The following is a 15,068-nucleotide window of genomic DNA, read 5'->3' on the forward strand; positions in this document are numbered from 1 at the left end:
TTTCCCTGCCTTTGCTATCGGGCGTCGCGGGTGAGAAGCACCCACTCGTGTTTCCTGCCGTTTTCGAAGAAGGCCACGGCATTCGTTCGCGCCGCCTCCGAAAATCCATTCTTCTTGTAAAGCGACAGAGCCGCCTCGTTGTAACCTGCGGTAATCAGGCTGACCGGAGCATTTTCCGCACGCTCAATCTGATCCATGAGAAGCCTTCGACCGATCCCGATGCCACGCAGATGGTTGTAGACACCGAGCGTTCCGACAAACCAGCTTCCCACCACCATTTTCTGCAGATCGATGACCGGCTTCAGCGCCGGGCGATCCGCCTCGATATTCCGTATGCCTTCGCCAAGACCGTAGCCGATCGCGGCTCCCGCGATCTCGCCATGGGCTTCGGCAATCACGGCGTCGCTCCAGTTGCCTTGCCCCTGGTCGCCACGCAGCTTCTGCCGTCCACGCTCCATCGGCGTATCGCCGCCACCGTTTCCAAGCTCCACCAGCCAGAGCCAGGAGGCGAAACCATGGGAAGCGATGTCCGTGAGTAAAGCCAGCTCCGTCGCATCCTCCCGCGTCGCGGGACGAAGCGAAGCGAAGGATCCCATGCTCAAAGCCCCAGCATCATCCGCACAGTCGACTCCATGCCGCGCCCAAGAGCGCGGGTATTGTCCGCATCGAGGTGAATGCCATCGACCGGTGTCGTCTTCGCCACCGAATTGCCGTCAAAGAAGCCGCAGCCGAGTTCGTCCGCGAGATCACGATAAAGGGTCGGAAGCTTCGCCGACTCCTCGATGGCGCCGACGAACGACGCCGCAAATGGCACGTTTGCCGTCTCACGCACCTTCGGCGGCGCGACGATCAGAATGTCCGGCCCATCGAATTCGAAGGGCCAGGCATGATTGCGGATCAGACGCACCAGCCGGGCAATGCCCTGGCAGGCGGCAAAGGCCGAACCCGCCACGACAGGCTTCATGTCGTTGGTGCCAAGCAGCAAAATGACGAGATCAAGCGGCGCATGGCTCTGCAGAATCGTCGGAAGGATGCGTGCGCCGTTCCGGTCGCAGTCGGCGAGATGGTCGTCGAAGGCGGTGGTTCGCCCATTCAATCCTTCGGCGATGATCCGCACTTCGTTGCCGAGTGCCGCCTGAAGCGCACTTGGCCAACGATCCTTGTAGGCATGACGTCCGATCGTGTCGGCGTCATAGCCCCAAGTCAGCGAGTCACCATAGCAAAGAACGGTCTTCGTCATTTCCGCCTCCGCTCCGGTCTCAGACGAGCATACCCATCGGATTTTCGATGTAGCCCTTGAACGCCTGCAGCAGCTCCGCACCAAGCGCGCCGTCGACGCAGCGATGGTCGGTCGACAGCGTGACCGTCATCACGGTTGCGACAGCCAGCTGGCCGTTCTTGACGACGGGGCGCTGCTCGCCTGCGCCGACTGCGAGGATCGTCGCATGCGGCGGGTTGATGACGGCTGCGAACTGCTTGACGCCCATCATGCCCATGTTGGAGACCGAGCTGGTTCCGCCTTGGTATTCTTCGGGCTTCAGCTTGCGATCCTTGGCGCGCTTGCCGAGATCACGCATCTCGTTGGAGATGGCCGACAGGGTCTTCTCCTCGGCCTTGCGGATGATCGGGGTGATCAGGCCGCCAGGGATCGAGACGGCAACGCCGACATCGGCGTGCTTGTGCTTGACCATGTTGGCTTCGGTCCAGGAGACGTTCGCATCCGGAACATCGCGCAGAGCCAGCGCCATAGCCTTGATGACCATATCGTTGACCGACAACTTGTAGGACGGCGCACCATCCTTGCGGGGAGCGGCATCGTTCAGCTGGGCACGCAGAGACATCAGTGCATCGAGCTCGCAATCCACGGTGACGTAGAAGTGGGGCACAGTCTGCTTGGACTCGACGAGGCGCTTGGCGATGACCTTGCGCATGCCATCATGCGGCACGAGCTCGTAAGAGCCCGGTTCGAACAGCTTGAGAACGCTCTCGTCCGATGCGCCCTTCGGGGCTGCAGCAGGAGCCGGTGCGGCAGCCTGCGGAGCAGCAGCAGCCGGAGCAGCCTTTGCACCACGACCTGACACGGCCGCCTCGACATCGCTCTTGACAACGCGGCCGTGAGGGCCGGAGCCTGATATGGCCGAGAGATCGATACCGGATTCCTTGGCCAGTCGACGCGCAAGCGGCGAGGAGAAGGTGCGATTTCCGCCCGCGGGAGCGGCTGCAGGTGCCGCTGCCGGAACCGGTGCGGCAGCAGCCGGAGCCGGTGCTGCCGGCGCTGCTTCCGTCTTCGGGGCTTCAGCAGCCTTCGGCGCCGGTGCGGCAGAGCCTGCACCGCTTGCAGCAGCGGATACATCTTCGCCATCGGCAGCAAGCACGGCGATCAAGGCATTGACCTTGACGCCTTCCGTGCCGGCAGGAACGACGATCTTGGCAACCGTGCCCTCATCGACGGCTTCGACTTCCATCGTTGCCTTGTCGGTTTCGATTTCCGCAATGATGTCGCCCGACTTGACCGTGTCGCCTTCCTTGACGAGCCACTTGGCCAGATTGCCTTCTTCCATCGTCGGAGAGAGGGCAGGCATCGTGATGTTGATAGGCATCGAAATACCCTCCCCTTGTTACTTGTAGCAAACGGCCTTTACGGCATCGACGACCTCGGCGACGCTTGGCAGTGCGAGCTTCTCGAGATTGGCGGCGTAGGGCATCGGAACGTCCTTGCCGGCGATCGTGAGAACCGGCGCATCGAGGTAGTCAAAGGCCTGCTGCATGACGCGGGTAGCGATTTCGGTGCCGACCGAGTTCTGCGGATAGCCTTCCTCGACGGTGACCAGACGGCCGGTCTTCTTGACCGATTCAATCACGGTCGGAAGGTCCATCGGGCGCAGCGTGCGCAGATCGATCAGCTCGGCATCGATGCCGATCTTTTCGAGTTCGGCGACGGCCTTGGTGGCATAGGTCATGCCGATGCCGAAGGAGACGATCGTGACGTCCCTGCCCGGACGATGGATGCGAGCCTTGCCGATCGGGAGAACGAAATTATCGAGCTTCGGCACATCGAAATGCTGACCGTAGAGGATTTCGTTCTCGAGGAAGACAACAGGGTTCGGATCGCGGATGGCAGCCTTGAGCAGACCCTTTGCGTCGGATGCAGTGTAGGGCATGACGACCTTGAGGCCCGGGATCTGGCTGTACCATGCCGAGTAGTCCTGGCTGTGCTGGGCACCGACGCGGGCAGCTGCACCGTTCGGGCCGCGGAAGACGATCGGAGCACCCATCTGGCCACCGGACATGTAGAGCGTCTTAGCGGCGGAGTTGATGATCTGGTCGATCGCCTGCATGGCGAAGTTGAAGGTCATGAACTCGACGATCGGCTTCAGACCGGACATGGCAGCACCGACGCCGACGCCGGCAAAGCCGTGCTCGGTGATCGGGGTGTCGATGACGCGGCGGGCGCCGAATTCCTGCAGAAGACCCTGGGTGACCTTGTAGGCGCCCTGGTATTCGGCAACTTCTTCGCCCATGACGAAGACGCTGTCGTCGGCGCGCATTTCTTCGGCCATGGCATCGCGAAGCGCTTCGCGAACAGTCATGGAGACCATTTCCGTACCTGCCGGAATTTCCCGATCGTTCGGCACGGCAGCCTTCGGCTCCGCCGGAACCGGAGCAGCAGCGGCAGCAGGCTTTTCTTCCGCCTGCGGAGCGGCAGCGGCAGGTGCGGGCTGCGCGGCAGGTGCGGCAGAGATGTCGGACGCCGATTCACCGTCCTGAAGCAGGACCGCGATCTTGGCATTGACCTTCACATTTTCTGTGCCGGCCGGAACCAGGAGCTTGCCGATGACGCCTTCATCGACGGCTTCGACTTCCATCGTTGCCTTGTCGGTTTCGATTTCGGCGATCACGTCACCAGACTTGACGGTGTCGCCTTCCTGCTTGAGCCATTTGGAAAGCGTGCCTTCTTCCATCGTCGGAGAGAGGGCGGGCATGAGAATATCGATTGGCATGGGTCGTCCCTCCCCGATTAGAGCAGAATGTCAGTGTAGAGCTCGGATGCATCCGGCTCCGGATCGGACTGGGCGAAGTCGGCGCTGTCGGCAACGACATCGCGGACATCCTTGTCGATCGCCTTCAGATCGTCTTCCGAGGCCCAACCCTTCTCAAGGAGGCGCGCTCGCACCTGCTCGATCGGATCCTGCTCGGAGCGCATCTTCTGCACTTCTTCCTTCGTGCGGTACTTCGCCGGGTCGGACATCGAGTGACCGCGATAGCGGTAAGTCAGCATCTCGAGGATGATCGGACCCTTGCCGGAGCGGCAATGCTCGAGGGCTTCGTCGGCTGCGGCCTTTACGGCGCGGACATCCATGCCATCGACCTGGATGCCGGGGATGCCGAAGCCGGAGCCACGCAGGGAGTAGTTCGACTGCGCGGTCGCGCGGGCAGTCGAGGTGCCCATGGCGTAACGGTTGTTTTCGACGATGTAGATGATCGGGAGCTTCCAGAGAGCAGCCATGTTGAAGCTCTCGTAGACCTGGCCCTGGTTCGCAGCACCGTCACCGAAGTAAGCGACGGAAACGCTGTCGTTGCCGCGGTAGCGATTGGCGAAAGCGAGACCCGTTCCAAGCGAAACCTGGGCGCCGACGATGCCGTGACCGCCGTAAAAATGCTTCTCTTTCGAGAACATGTGCATCGAGCCGCCCTTGCCGCGCGAATAACCGCTACGGCGGCCGGTCAGTTCGGCCATGACGCCACGCGCGCTCATGCCGGTCGCCAGCATATGGCCGTGATCGCGATAGGCGGTGATAACCTGATCGCCTTCTTTCTGCGCCATCTGCATGCCGACGACGACAGCTTCCTGACCGATGTAAAGGTGACAGAAACCGCCAATGAAGCCCATGCCGTAGAGCTGCCCGGCCTTCTCTTCGAAGCGGCGGATCAGCAGCATTTCGCGGTAGGCCTTGAGCTCCTCGTCGCGCGTGAAATCAGCGACAGGACCACCATTCGAGGCCTTGTTTGCCGGCTTTGCGCTAGTTTTACGGCTGGAAACGGTCGCGGTTTTTCGCGGCGCCATTCAACCCTCCCTATGGGTTTGTCGGTTCTTTGGTGGCGCACACCATAGGGAAGAAATTTAGCCACAGCAATGCCATAAATGCATGGCTCGTATTCATCAGTAAATCACTGATAAATAACGCTTTATTTCGATTAACTGAATTTCGGTTAATTCGAATAGTGATTGAATATGACGATCTCGTCAGCGCGAGAAACATTAAGCTGAAGACGCGCTTTCTCGTCCAGCATGTCCTTGTCCATCGAACCGTCGCTCAGCAGCGCGACCTGCTTTTCAAGATGCTCGCGCTTGCCTTTCAGAACCGCCAACTCCCTTTCGCGCGCTATCCGCTGGCGCTCGAACCCCTCGGTTGCCCGCAGACCGTAATCACCATGAATGCAATGATAGCCGAAGTAGGAGAGAAACGCGACCGTCATCGCGGGAACCACGAAACGACCGATCTTTTTCTTCTTGTGATGCTTTGTCCACATAAACGCACGCTCGAACGCATTACCTCGATGCGCTGAAGTCTACCGGGCAGAGATTAACTGTCCGTTGACTATGAAAAATCAGGCACGAAAAAACCCGCGCCTTTCGTAGACGCGGGTCCAAGTCGCTCAATTCAGGCGCGATTGATCAGCCGCGGATGATCGAACGGCCGGCGTAGCGGGCCTGCGGGCCGAGGCCCTCTTCGATGCGGATCAGCTGGTTGTACTTGGCCAGGCGATCCGAGCGCGACAGCGAGCCGGTCTTGATCTGACCGCAGTTGGTGGCGACCGCCAGATCGGCAATCGTCGAATCTTCGGTTTCACCGGAACGGTGCGACATGACTGCGGTGTAGGCAGCCTTATGCGCAGTGTTGACGGCGTCGAGCGTTTCCGTCAGCGAGCCGATCTGGTTGACCTTGACGAGGATCGAGTTGGCAACGCCCATGCGGATACCATCACGCAGACGGGCCGAGTTGGTGACGAATAGATCGTCACCGACCAGCTGGACCTTCTTGCCGGCCAGATCCGTCAGTGCCTTCCAGCCGTCCCAATCGTCTTCAGCCATACCGTCTTCGATGGAGATGATCGGATACTGGGCGGCGAGCTGGGCAAGGTATTCAGCCATGGCACCCGATTCCAGCGTGCGGCCTTCGCCTTCGAGAACGTACTTGCCGTCCTTGAAGAATTCGGTCGCAGCGCAGTCGAGGCCGAGGTAGATGTCTTCGCCCGGCTTGTAGCCGGCTTTCTCGATCGACTTCATGATGAAGTCGAGGGCTTCAGGGGCGCTCTTCAGGCCCGGCGCGAAACCACCCTCATCGCCGACGTTGGTGTTGTGGCCCTGAGCCGACAGCTCCTTCTTGAGGACGTGGAATACTTCCGAGCCCATACGAACGGCTTCGCGGATGGAATCGGCACCGACCGGCAGGATCATGAACTCCTGGAAGTCGATCGGGTTGTCGGCATGCGCGCCACCGTTGATGATGTTCATCATCGGGACCGGCAGCAGGTGGGCGCTGGCGCCACCGACATAACGGTAGAGCGGCAGGCCGGCAGCCTGGGCAGCAGCCTTGGCAACCGCGAGCGATACGCCGAGGATGGCGTTGGCGCCGAGGCGCGACTTGTTCGGCGTGCCGTCCAGTTCGATCATGATGTTGTCGATCTGGATCTGGTTTTCGGCATCAATGCCGCCGATCGCGTCAAAGATTTCGGTGTTGGCGGCTTCGACAGCCTTTTCAACACCCTTGCCGAGATAGCGATTGCCACCATCGCGAACTTCAACAGCTTCGTGAGCACCGGTGGAAGCGCCCGACGGCACCGCCGCACGGCCCATGCTGCCGTCTTCGAGATAGACATCGACTTCGACGGTCGGATTGCCACGGCTGTCGAGAATCTCGCGGGCGATAATGTCGGTAATTGCAGTCATCGGTTCTTCCTGCTCGGTGGGTGATAACGTTGGAAGCCTGTTTAATCGAAGGCACACAAATTACAATGCCACACTGACGACAGATGGCATGCCACGGCCCTAACGGGTGAATATGTCAGGCCTTTGAAGCCACGCCCGGCCGTTGGTTAGAGACAACGCTTATCAACTTTCAAAACCTGAAGTTTTGGAAATATAAATTTTGACTTTCAAGCTGGTTGTAAATTTATCGACCAGTAACCAATCATATTTATAGTTAACGGCCGAAAGGAAATAACACCTTCTTCGGCAGGCGTTATTGCATGATGCGCTTCCTTATGTGGCCAAGCCGCCTGTCACGATCCATAGCTGCTGCTCGAAAATTTCCAATGGTTTCAGAAACGACGTCGTTCACTATTTACTATTTACGGGGCATAGGATGAAACTCAATATTGCACGAAGCCTTGCAATCTTCGCGGTGGTCGTCGCCGCCGGGCTCATTGCTTCGATCGGCATACAAAACTACGCCTTCAATAAGCTACGCGTGAACGGCGAGATGTACCGGCAAATCGTCTACGGCAAGGATCTCGTTGCCGATATTCTGCCGCCGCCCCTCTATGTCGTTGAATCCTACATGCTTGCACTCGAGGCGGTGCAGCGCCCGGAGGTCGCCGGAAAGAACATCGACCGCATTCAAAATGTCCTGAAGCCCGCCTATGAGGATCGCCGCAAGTATTGGCAGGCAACCGCGCTCAGCGCAGACCTCAAGGAAAAACTTCTGAACGACGTCTTCATCAAAGGCGATGCGTTCTGGAAGGTGATGCAGGACGAACTCGCGCCCGCCATCCTTAACCACGACTCTGCGGTCATCCCGACAGCCTTCGAGAAGCTTGCGACCAATTTTCATATCCACGAAACGGCGGTCAACGAGCTCGTTGATATGGCGAACGCCTTCCTGGCAAAGGCTGAAAAAGACGCGGCCGAACAGACAAGCATTCTCTCGGCGATCACGGTTGCATCTGCGGCGGTCTCGCTTTGCCTGCTTCTTGGCGGCCTCTACGCCTTCCGCCGGCGCGCCATCGTGCCACTTTCGGCGATGCGCGACTACATGGCGATCCTGGCGGGCGGCGACTATTCCAAGGAAGTCCCCTTCAGCCACCGTGTCGATGAAATTGGCGAAATGGCACGCGCCGTCACCGTGTTTCGCGAATCGGCGCAAGAACGGAACAAAATCCGCGAACACCAGGATGCGGAGCGCCAGGCCCAAGCCCAGCGCGATGCGGCGCTGGCCGCCTCCAATGCTGATGAGGATGCCGGCCGCGAACGCATCATCGTGAGCCTCAGCCGCGGCCTGGACCGTCTTTCCCGCGGCGACCTCACCGTCCAGCTCAACGAAGCGTTCGCGCCAGACTACGAGAGGCTACGCGAGCAGTTCAATTCGAGCGTCCGCACGCTTTCCGGCACAATGAGGGATATCGCGACGGCAACCACTACGGTCAGGACTGGCACTAGCGAAATCGCAACAAGCACGGATGATCTGGCCCGGCGAACGGAACATCAGGCCGCATCGCTGGAGCAGGCAGCCTCGGCGCTAGATCAGATCACGGTTACGGTCAAAAACTCGTCGGAACGCGCCCATGAAGCAAACGCGATGATGACGGTGACGAAGGAAAGCGCCAGCTATTCGGCAACTGTCGTGCACGAGGCCGTAGCTGCGATGGAGAAGATCGAAGCATCATCCGTGCAGATCGGCGAAATCATCAACGTCATCGACGAGATCGCCTTCCAGACCAACTTGCTCGCGCTCAATGCTGGTGTTGAGGCCGCTCGTGCCGGCGAGGCCGGAAAGGGTTTTGCCGTCGTGGCGCAAGAAGTGCGCGACCTCGCCGGCCGCTCTGCCAAGCTGGCGAAGGAAATCAAGCAGTTGGTCGAGACTTCGTCCAGTCAGGTGTCAACCGGCGTTGCCTTGGTGAACCGCACCGGCGAAGCCTTGAACAGTATCGATCAGCAGGTGCTGAAGGTGACGACGCTGATCGAGGCGATCGTGCGCTCTTCCTCTGAACAGACGACCGCGCTCGTCGAGGTCAATGCCGCCGTCAACACCATGGACAGCGTCACCCAACAAAACGCCGCGATGGCGGAGGAAACCAGCGCAGCCTGCCGCGAGCTTGGCAACGAGGCGCTACACCTCAATCACCTGCTCTCCCGCTTCGCTCTCGAAGGCACGGAGAGGACGGCAGGATCGGCATATCCCACAAAGACGAGGTTGGCGCTCGCCGGTTGACGGCGTGCACGTCCATCCATTTATCCCGCCTTGGCAATCGCATCGAAGGCCAGCAGCTTTTCGAGAAGCCGCGGCATATCCCGCAGATAGACCATGTTGGGACCATCCGAAGGCGCATTGTCAGGATCTTCGTGGGTTTCCACGAATACGCCAGCGACGCCGACGGCGACCGCCGCACGCGCGAGCGTCTCCACGAACTCGCGCTGCCCTCCGCTCGAACCGCCCTGCCCGCCCGGCTGCTGGACCGAATGCGTGGCGTCGAAGACCACGGGGGCGCCCATCGCCGCCATGATAGGCAGCGATCGCATGTCGGAGACCAGCGTATTGTAGCCGAAGGAAGCACCGCGTTCGCAAAGCAAGATGTTCGGATTTCCGCTCGAATTCAGCTTGTTGAGGACGTTCTTCATGTCCCAGGGCGCGAGGAACTGCCCCTTCTTGACGTTGATGACGCGGCCGGTCTTGGCGGCGGCAACGAGCAGGTCGGTCTGACGGCTGAGGAAAGCTGGGATCTGCAGGATGTCGACGACGGTGGACACCTCGGCACACTGCTCTTCGGTATGAATGTCGGTCAGGACAGGAAAGCCGTATTCCCTCTTGAGATCGGCGAACACTTCAAGCGCCGTTTCGAGGCCGATACCGCGCTGCGCTGACAGCGACGTCCGGTTCGCCTTGTCAAAGGAGGACTTGTAGACGAGGCCGAGACCAAGCTTGTCGCAGAGTTCCTTCAGCACACCGGCGACCATGAAGGCATGCTCGCGGCTCTCCATCTGACAAGGCCCGGCAATCAGCGACAGCTTGCCGGAATTCGAAAAGGTGACGCGGCCGGCGCCTTCGCCGACCACGACTTCGGAATTTGTCTGGCTCATCGTTTCTCCTCGAAGGCGAAGAGAGCGCCCTGTCCGGGCGCGGCCTTCACCAGAATTCGATTGTTCTTGCGCGTATAGGTCATCCCGTTAGCAGCCAATTGCGCTTCTGTCACGGCGAGATCGCCTACTTTGAAAACGATGGCAACACCACGCAGACCGCGATCGTCGGAAGGCGCAGGGATGTCGAAGTAGGCGTCCAGTCCATCCGGGGAGAGAACACTCACTCTGGCATTCGGAGTTGTCACACTCACACCGAAGGCCTCATTGGTCGTTCCCAAGCTGTGGGCGGCGGCGCGCAGGAATGGTCCAAACGCCTTGGGGTCGGGTGCCCCAAGCACGATCTCTGCGATCCCAACCACCCCATTTGCATGCACTTGCAGGGCTTTCCGGTCGGCTGGCAGCGGGTTGACACGTTGGCATGTGAAGAAAAAGAAATCTGGAGCGCGCAGGTCAACTGCAAAGGCGAGCTTAAATGCAGCCGTCACCTCCGAGCCATCGGGCATCTTCATCGGCCGCTCGAACTGCAGCATCTCGCCGCCATTGATCTTTTCGGACAGAAACCGGGCATGGTCGCGATCGGCATCCGCCGTCGCAAAGACCACGGCAGACAGCCCATCGTCTCCACATCGGAATCGAAAGGCACGGTCCCGCGCGGTGAAGACATTGCCTTTCTGCGCCGAAGCTTCATGCAGTTCGGCATTGGCGACCCCGAGAGGCTCCAGATAAGTTTCGTCGGCGAAGAATATGCAGGCATTCTCGGTCCCAAACGGGTGCCGGGCGTCGGGCGCGACGGTGAATCCCAGCTTTCCGAGACGCTCGCGCGAGAGCCTGATATTTGGAACCGGCAGCACGATGTGGTCCAGCGGATGTGCTTCGCTCATGGCAACTTCTCCGGAATTTGCGAAGATGTGCGCCGGGCAACAGGACAATGCAACCCCCTTCTACGCTTTCGGTCAAATGAGACGCAAAAACTCAGCAAGTTGCAGGCAAGATTTACGAAAATTTAGGTACTTGCGGAACACATATGGAACATATAGTGTCTGTTCTGGCTTTGTTTCACGACTCTGGGGTTCAACTTCGATGCTGACGCGCAAGCAACAGGAGCTTCTTCTCTTCATTCACGAGCGAATGAAGGAGTCCGGTGTCCCCCCTTCTTTTGATGAAATGAAGGATGCCTTGGACCTCGCGTCGAAGTCAGGCATCCACCGCCTGATTACCGCGCTGGAGGAACGGGGCTTCATTCGCCGACTGCCGAATCGAGCCCGCGCTCTGGAAGTCATCAAACTGCCCGAGGCATATAACCCGAGCCTGCAGCCCCGCCGCGGTTTTTCGCCGAGCGTTATCGAAGGCAGCCTCGGCAAACCACAGCCAGTTGTGGCGCCGAAGCCAGCGCCGCAGGCTGACAACGGCGGTCCTGCCTCTGTACCGGTCATGGGACGGATTGCTGCCGGCGTACCGATTTCGGCAATTCAGAACAATACCCATGACATCACGGTTCCCGCGGACATGCTTGGCCCAGGCGAGCACTATGCGCTTGAGGTCAAGGGCGACTCGATGATCGAGGCCGGCATCTTTGATGGCGACACGGTAATCATCCGCAACGGCAGCACCGCCAATGCCGGCGACATCGTTGTTGCGCTTGTCGATGATGAGGAAGCGACGCTCAAGCGCTTCCGCCGGAAAGGCGCCTCCATCGCACTTGAGGCGGCAAACCCGGCTTACGAGACGCGCATTTTCGGGCCTGACCGTGTCAAGGTCCAGGGCAAGCTTGTCGGCCTCATTCGCCGCTATCATTGAAGGCAAGCGGCTCGCCGTCAAAGGTGCCGCTTCGCCAATTATACGCCCGATGGCGGATCCAAGGGCGGTCGGGCCTCGTATAGGCCGTCGTGACGACGGGGCTACCTTGATCGTCGATCCTTACCTCAGCGGCACCAAAGCGACGCAAGGTTTCGCCGGTGAACAAAAGTGCGCCCGACCGGCACCCCGTCGTGCGGAGGCGAGCGGGTGTCACGACGATATCGGCCGTATCGCAGGCAGCGCCGAAGTAAGCGGGATTTTCGACGATCGTCACGACGTAGCCGCTATCGTGCGTGGCTGTGCACCGGGCGCCTTTCAGGCATACAAATCGGTTCTCAGCGCTCGTCGCAGCCTGACGTAACGCATCGCGGGCATTGCGCAATTCCACGGCAGATAACCTCTCCGATCTGCCTTGACTGTCCCGCCGCCTGATAGCGTTGACACCCTCCAACAATTACGTTGGTTGATCTAGCTCCGCGGCGAGCGCCATTCGCCATTGGTCGAAAATGAAGTCAGGCGGATGCGGCCGGTTCGGTGCAAGGACTTGTCCTCTCACAATCGCGACGAGATTGCCGTCTTCGGCAATGACCATGTCGGGCGGCGGCTCGCTCGGCGCAACCACAACAAGCACTGTTGCCAGCGCCGCAATGCCAGCGCCGAGGTAGCGGATCTTGGTGCGCAGAAGGGCAAGTAAGAGGAACCCTGCTACCGCCACAGGAAAATACCAACCCGGCAATCTGCCGATATCGATATTGCCGCCCAGGTCGAGACCATCTGGGCAATGGCGATCACGATGTCGAGCCCGAAACCGGCAATTTTCCATGGAATGACGTCGAGGCCAAAAGGTGTCAGCAGCATAGCGAGCATGCCCATCGGCATCACCACGAAAGAGACCACCGGCATGGCCATGAGATTTGCCGGCAGACCATAAGCGCTGAGCCGGTGGAAGTGCTCGACGGCGAAAAGCGCGGTCGAGAAGCCGCCGATCATCGCGGTCAGCAGGATGCCACCAAAGAAGCATATGATGAAAACGACGGGCGTTACTGCGGCGACCTGCAGCAAGGGATGTTCGTGCGGCGGCCTTCTTGACCAGATCGCGTAAACCGGCGACGAGGGCAAGCGTCGCCGCAAACGACATCCGGAGCTCGGCCGGGGGCACTTCCAAGCACGAACCAGAGGATCGCGCCCGCCCCAGCGAAGACGGACGAAACCAGGAAGAACCGCCCATGCTCTATCTCCGTTGCCACGGCGAGACGAAGCCACACGGTACAACGATCCGACGCAGTCCTTATCCGTGTCGGCCACGGCACGAAGGATTGCGTCTGGAAAGTTAGCGGAGGTTCCGCAGGAACTCGTGGCACGAGAAAAGAAGGCTGTGGCGCGCGCCCAAACGCGTCCGCGCCGGGTGTGGCTTCCCTCACCTCCAATGGCCTCAACCCCGGCATGCATTGCGCCCAAAAACAGCCGCCCGTACAACCAGAATGAAAGCTAACGGGCTTCCAAGCAAGAATAATCGATTGAAATCTGAAGGAAAATCGGAAGCCGGAAAAGCTAAGGATAATCATCAGCTTCTGCTATGCGCAGGGGTCATCGCAGAAGTGCCCAAAAGTTGATACTGCGATGCACAAAATGGCGTCACGGTAACTTGGCATTAGGCGCGCGATCATATAGCAATCATCGACGACGCTTAACCCTATGGCGCTTTTATGGCGCCAACCGCCAGTTTGGAGGATCATAATGACGGAACAAAGCGCAACACTGAAAATCGGTGACAAATCAGTCGATCTCGCCGTCAAGAGCGGCACCATCGGTCCTGACGTCATCGATATCGGCGCCCTGTACAAGAACACGGCTTCCTTCACGTACGATCCTGGTTTCACCTCGACCGCGTCCTGTGAATCGAAAATCACCTATATCGACGGTGACGCCGGCGTACTGCTGCATCGCGGCTATCCGATCGAGCAGCTCGCCGAGCACGGCGACTTCCTCGAAGTCTGCTACCTGCTTCTCTACGGAGAACTGCCGACCGCAGCCCAGAAGAAGGACTTCGACTATCGCGTGACGCATCACACGATGGTGCATGAGCAGATGAGCCGGTTCTTCACGGGCTTCCGCCGCGATGCACATCCGATGGCTGTCATGTGCGGTTGCGTCGGCGCGCTGTCGGCGTTCTACCACGACTCCACCGACATCACCGATCCGCATCAGCGCATGGTCGCAAGCCTGCGTATGATCGCCAAGATGCCAACGCTGGCCGCCATGGCCTACAAGTATCACATCGGCCAGCCCTTCGTTTACCCGAAGAACGATCTCGACTACGCGTCGAACTTCCTGCGCATGTGCTTTGCAGTTCCTTGCGAGGAATATGTGGTCAATCCGGTTCTGGCCCGCGCCATGGACCGCATCTTCATCCTGCACGCCGACCACGAGCAGAACGCGTCGACCTCGACCGTCCGCCTCGCCGGCTCGTCGGGTGCAAACCCGTTTGCCTGCATCGCAGCCGGCATTGCATGCCTCTGGGGCCCGGCACACGGCGGCGCCAACGAAGCAGCGCTGAACATGCTGACTGAGATCGGCACTGTTGACCGCATTCCGGAATACATCGCCCGCGCCAAGGACAAGAACGATCCGTTCCGCCTGATGGGCTTCGGTCACCGCGTCTACAAGAACTACGATCCGCGCGCCAAGATCATGCAGAAGACGACGCATGAGGTTCTCGGCGAACTCGGCGTCAAGGACGATCCGTTGCTCGAAGTTGCGATGGAACTCGAGCGCATCGCCCTAACCGATGAATACTTCATCGAGAAGAAGCTCTATCCGAACATCGACTTCTACTCCGGCATCACGCTGAAGGCCCTGGGCTTCCCCACGACTATGTTCACCGTGCTGTTTGCCCTGGCCCGTACGGTCGGCTGGATTGCCCAGTGGAACGAGATGATCGAAGATCCAGAGCAGCGTATCGGTCGCCCGCGCCAGCTTTATGTCGGCGAACCGGAGCGCGACTACGTGCCGGTTTCCAAGCGCTAATCGGCGATCACAGACAGCAAAAAGCCCGGTCAGAAATGACCGCCCTCAGATTGCTGACAAACCCCTGGCACCGTCTGGGGGTTTGTGATTCATTGGGACATGTTGAAGAAACCTGCCCCCACCCAGACGGCTCTTGAGATGGTGACGCTCGACAGTCTGGTGCCGA

The 15,068-nt window shown here is 59.6% G+C and carries 15 protein-coding genes; 3 read left to right on the forward strand and 12 right to left on the reverse strand.

The genetic code is table 11. The annotated features are described in order from the left end of the window. Positions 1-14 precede the first annotated feature (14 nt). The 7 genes from IB248_RS27840 to eno form a co-directional block, all read right to left on the reverse strand. Entirely contained in the window at positions 15-596 is a 582-nt protein-coding gene (locus tag IB248_RS27840) for a GNAT family N-acetyltransferase (RefSeq protein WP_192241957.1), read from the reverse strand. A 2-nt stretch (positions 597-598) separates the two neighbouring features. After that, complete coding sequence (locus tag IB248_RS27845) at positions 599-1,240, reverse strand: SGNH/GDSL hydrolase family protein (protein WP_018858804.1); 642 nt, start codon at positions 1,238-1,240, stop codon at positions 599-601. Between the two features lie 19 nt (positions 1,241-1,259). Further along, the gene (locus IB248_RS27850; RefSeq protein ID WP_192241958.1) at positions 1,260-2,600 is read right to left on the reverse strand and encodes a pyruvate dehydrogenase complex dihydrolipoamide acetyltransferase; all 1,341 of its coding nucleotides are present in this window, start codon (positions 2,598-2,600) and stop codon (positions 1,260-1,262) included. A gap of 18 nt (positions 2,601-2,618) precedes the next feature. Further along, positions 2,619-4,001: a pyruvate dehydrogenase complex E1 component subunit beta gene (locus IB248_RS27855; RefSeq protein WP_192241959.1), complete on the reverse strand. Its 1,383-nt coding sequence runs from the start codon at positions 3,999-4,001 to the stop codon at positions 2,619-2,621. Positions 4,002-4,018: 17 nt separating this feature from the next. Continuing rightward, positions 4,019-5,065, reverse strand: coding sequence for a pyruvate dehydrogenase (acetyl-transferring) E1 component subunit alpha (gene pdhA, locus IB248_RS27860; protein ID WP_018858807.1), 1,047 nt, complete (start codon positions 5,063-5,065; stop codon positions 4,019-4,021). A 146-nt stretch (positions 5,066-5,211) separates the two neighbouring features. After that, a complete protein-coding gene (locus tag IB248_RS27865) occupies positions 5,212-5,532 on the reverse strand; it encodes a septum formation initiator family protein (RefSeq protein ID WP_007532419.1) in 321 nt (106 codons plus the stop codon). 145 nt (positions 5,533-5,677) lie between these two features. Continuing rightward, positions 5,678-6,952: a phosphopyruvate hydratase gene (gene eno, locus IB248_RS27870; protein ID WP_112659422.1), complete on the reverse strand. Its 1,275-nt coding sequence runs from the start codon at positions 6,950-6,952 to the stop codon at positions 5,678-5,680. Between the two features lie 415 nt (positions 6,953-7,367). On the opposite strand from eno, the gene IB248_RS27875 reads away from it, so the two are divergent. Beyond that, on the forward strand, positions 7,368-9,212 hold the full coding sequence (locus tag IB248_RS27875; protein ID WP_192241960.1) for a HAMP domain-containing methyl-accepting chemotaxis protein: 1,845 nt from the start codon (positions 7,368-7,370) through the stop codon (positions 9,210-9,212). Positions 9,213-9,232: 20 nt separating this feature from the next. Here the strand turns inward: IB248_RS27875 and kdsA are convergent, their stop codons facing one another. Both kdsA and IB248_RS27885 read right to left on the reverse strand, forming a co-directional pair. Next, the gene (gene kdsA, locus IB248_RS27880) at positions 9,233-10,078 is read right to left on the reverse strand and encodes a 3-deoxy-8-phosphooctulonate synthase (protein ID WP_169683859.1); all 846 of its coding nucleotides are present in this window, start codon (positions 10,076-10,078) and stop codon (positions 9,233-9,235) included. Continuing rightward, positions 10,075-10,959 (reverse strand): VOC family protein, encoded by an 885-nt coding sequence (locus tag IB248_RS27885; RefSeq protein WP_018858811.1) that lies wholly within the window; start codon positions 10,957-10,959, stop codon positions 10,075-10,077. The genes kdsA and IB248_RS27885 overlap by 4 nt, the downstream gene beginning before the upstream one ends. 199 nt (positions 10,960-11,158) lie before the next feature. On the opposite strand from IB248_RS27885, the gene lexA reads away from it, so the two are divergent. Then, the gene (gene lexA, locus IB248_RS27890) at positions 11,159-11,875 is read left to right on the forward strand and encodes a transcriptional repressor LexA (protein WP_018858812.1); all 717 of its coding nucleotides are present in this window, start codon (positions 11,159-11,161) and stop codon (positions 11,873-11,875) included. Here lexA and IB248_RS27895 read toward each other — a convergent pair. From IB248_RS27895 to IB248_RS27905, 3 genes are all read right to left on the reverse strand, one after another. After that, positions 11,856-12,263 carry a hypothetical protein gene (locus IB248_RS27895; protein ID WP_192241961.1) on the reverse strand — a complete coding sequence of 136 codons (408 nt, stop codon included), beginning with the start codon at positions 12,261-12,263 and terminating at the stop codon, positions 11,856-11,858. The genes lexA and IB248_RS27895 overlap by 20 nt on opposite strands. 66 nt (positions 12,264-12,329) lie before the next feature. Continuing rightward, positions 12,330-12,590, reverse strand: coding sequence for a hypothetical protein (locus IB248_RS27900; protein ID WP_192241962.1), 261 nt, complete (start codon positions 12,588-12,590; stop codon positions 12,330-12,332). Next, a complete protein-coding gene (locus tag IB248_RS27905) occupies positions 12,581-12,937 on the reverse strand; it encodes a ComEC/Rec2 family competence protein (RefSeq protein WP_192241963.1) in 357 nt (118 codons plus the stop codon). Before IB248_RS27905 ends, IB248_RS27900 begins: the two co-directional genes overlap by 10 nt. 675 nt (positions 12,938-13,612) lie before the next feature. Between IB248_RS27905 and gltA the strand changes: the two genes are divergently transcribed. Continuing rightward, positions 13,613-14,902 carry a citrate synthase gene (gene gltA / locus IB248_RS27910; RefSeq protein ID WP_018858813.1) on the forward strand — a complete coding sequence of 430 codons (1,290 nt, stop codon included), beginning with the start codon at positions 13,613-13,615 and terminating at the stop codon, positions 14,900-14,902. Positions 14,903-15,068 lie beyond the last annotated feature (166 nt).

This window comes from Rhizobium sp. RHZ01 (assembly GCF_014851595.1).
Classification (GTDB): domain Bacteria; phylum Pseudomonadota; class Alphaproteobacteria; order Rhizobiales; family Rhizobiaceae; genus Rhizobium; species Rhizobium altiplani.

Coding starts and splice junctions, on each gene's coding strand:
- IB248_RS27840 (WP_192241957.1), bottom strand. CDS start 596: ATGGGATCCTTCGCTTCGCTTCGTCCCGCGACGCGGGAGGATGCGACG.
- IB248_RS27845 (WP_018858804.1), bottom strand. CDS start 1,240: ATGACGAAGACCGTTCTTTGCTATGGTGACTCGCTGACTTGGGGCTAT.
- IB248_RS27885 (WP_018858811.1), bottom strand. CDS start 10,959: ATGAGCGAAGCACATCCGCTGGACCACATCGTGCTGCCGGTTCCAAAT.
- kdsA (WP_169683859.1), bottom strand. CDS start 10,078: ATGAGCCAGACAAATTCCGAAGTCGTGGTCGGCGAAGGCGCCGGCCGC.
- IB248_RS27850 (WP_192241958.1), bottom strand. CDS start 2,600: ATGCCTATCAACATCACGATGCCTGCCCTCTCTCCGACGATGGAAGAA.
- pdhA (WP_018858807.1), bottom strand. CDS start 5,065: ATGGCGCCGCGAAAAACCGCGACCGTTTCCAGCCGTAAAACTAGCGCA.
- gltA (WP_018858813.1), top strand. CDS start 13,613: ATGACGGAACAAAGCGCAACACTGAAAATCGGTGACAAATCAGTCGAT.
- IB248_RS27865 (WP_007532419.1), bottom strand. CDS start 5,532: ATGTGGACAAAGCATCACAAGAAGAAAAAGATCGGTCGTTTCGTGGTT.
- eno (WP_112659422.1), bottom strand. CDS start 6,952: ATGACTGCAATTACCGACATTATCGCCCGCGAGATTCTCGACAGCCGT.
- IB248_RS27855 (WP_192241959.1), bottom strand. CDS start 4,001: ATGCCAATCGATATTCTCATGCCCGCCCTCTCTCCGACGATGGAAGAA.
- IB248_RS27875 (WP_192241960.1), top strand. CDS start 7,368: ATGAAACTCAATATTGCACGAAGCCTTGCAATCTTCGCGGTGGTCGTC.
- lexA (WP_018858812.1), top strand. CDS start 11,159: ATGCTGACGCGCAAGCAACAGGAGCTTCTTCTCTTCATTCACGAGCGA.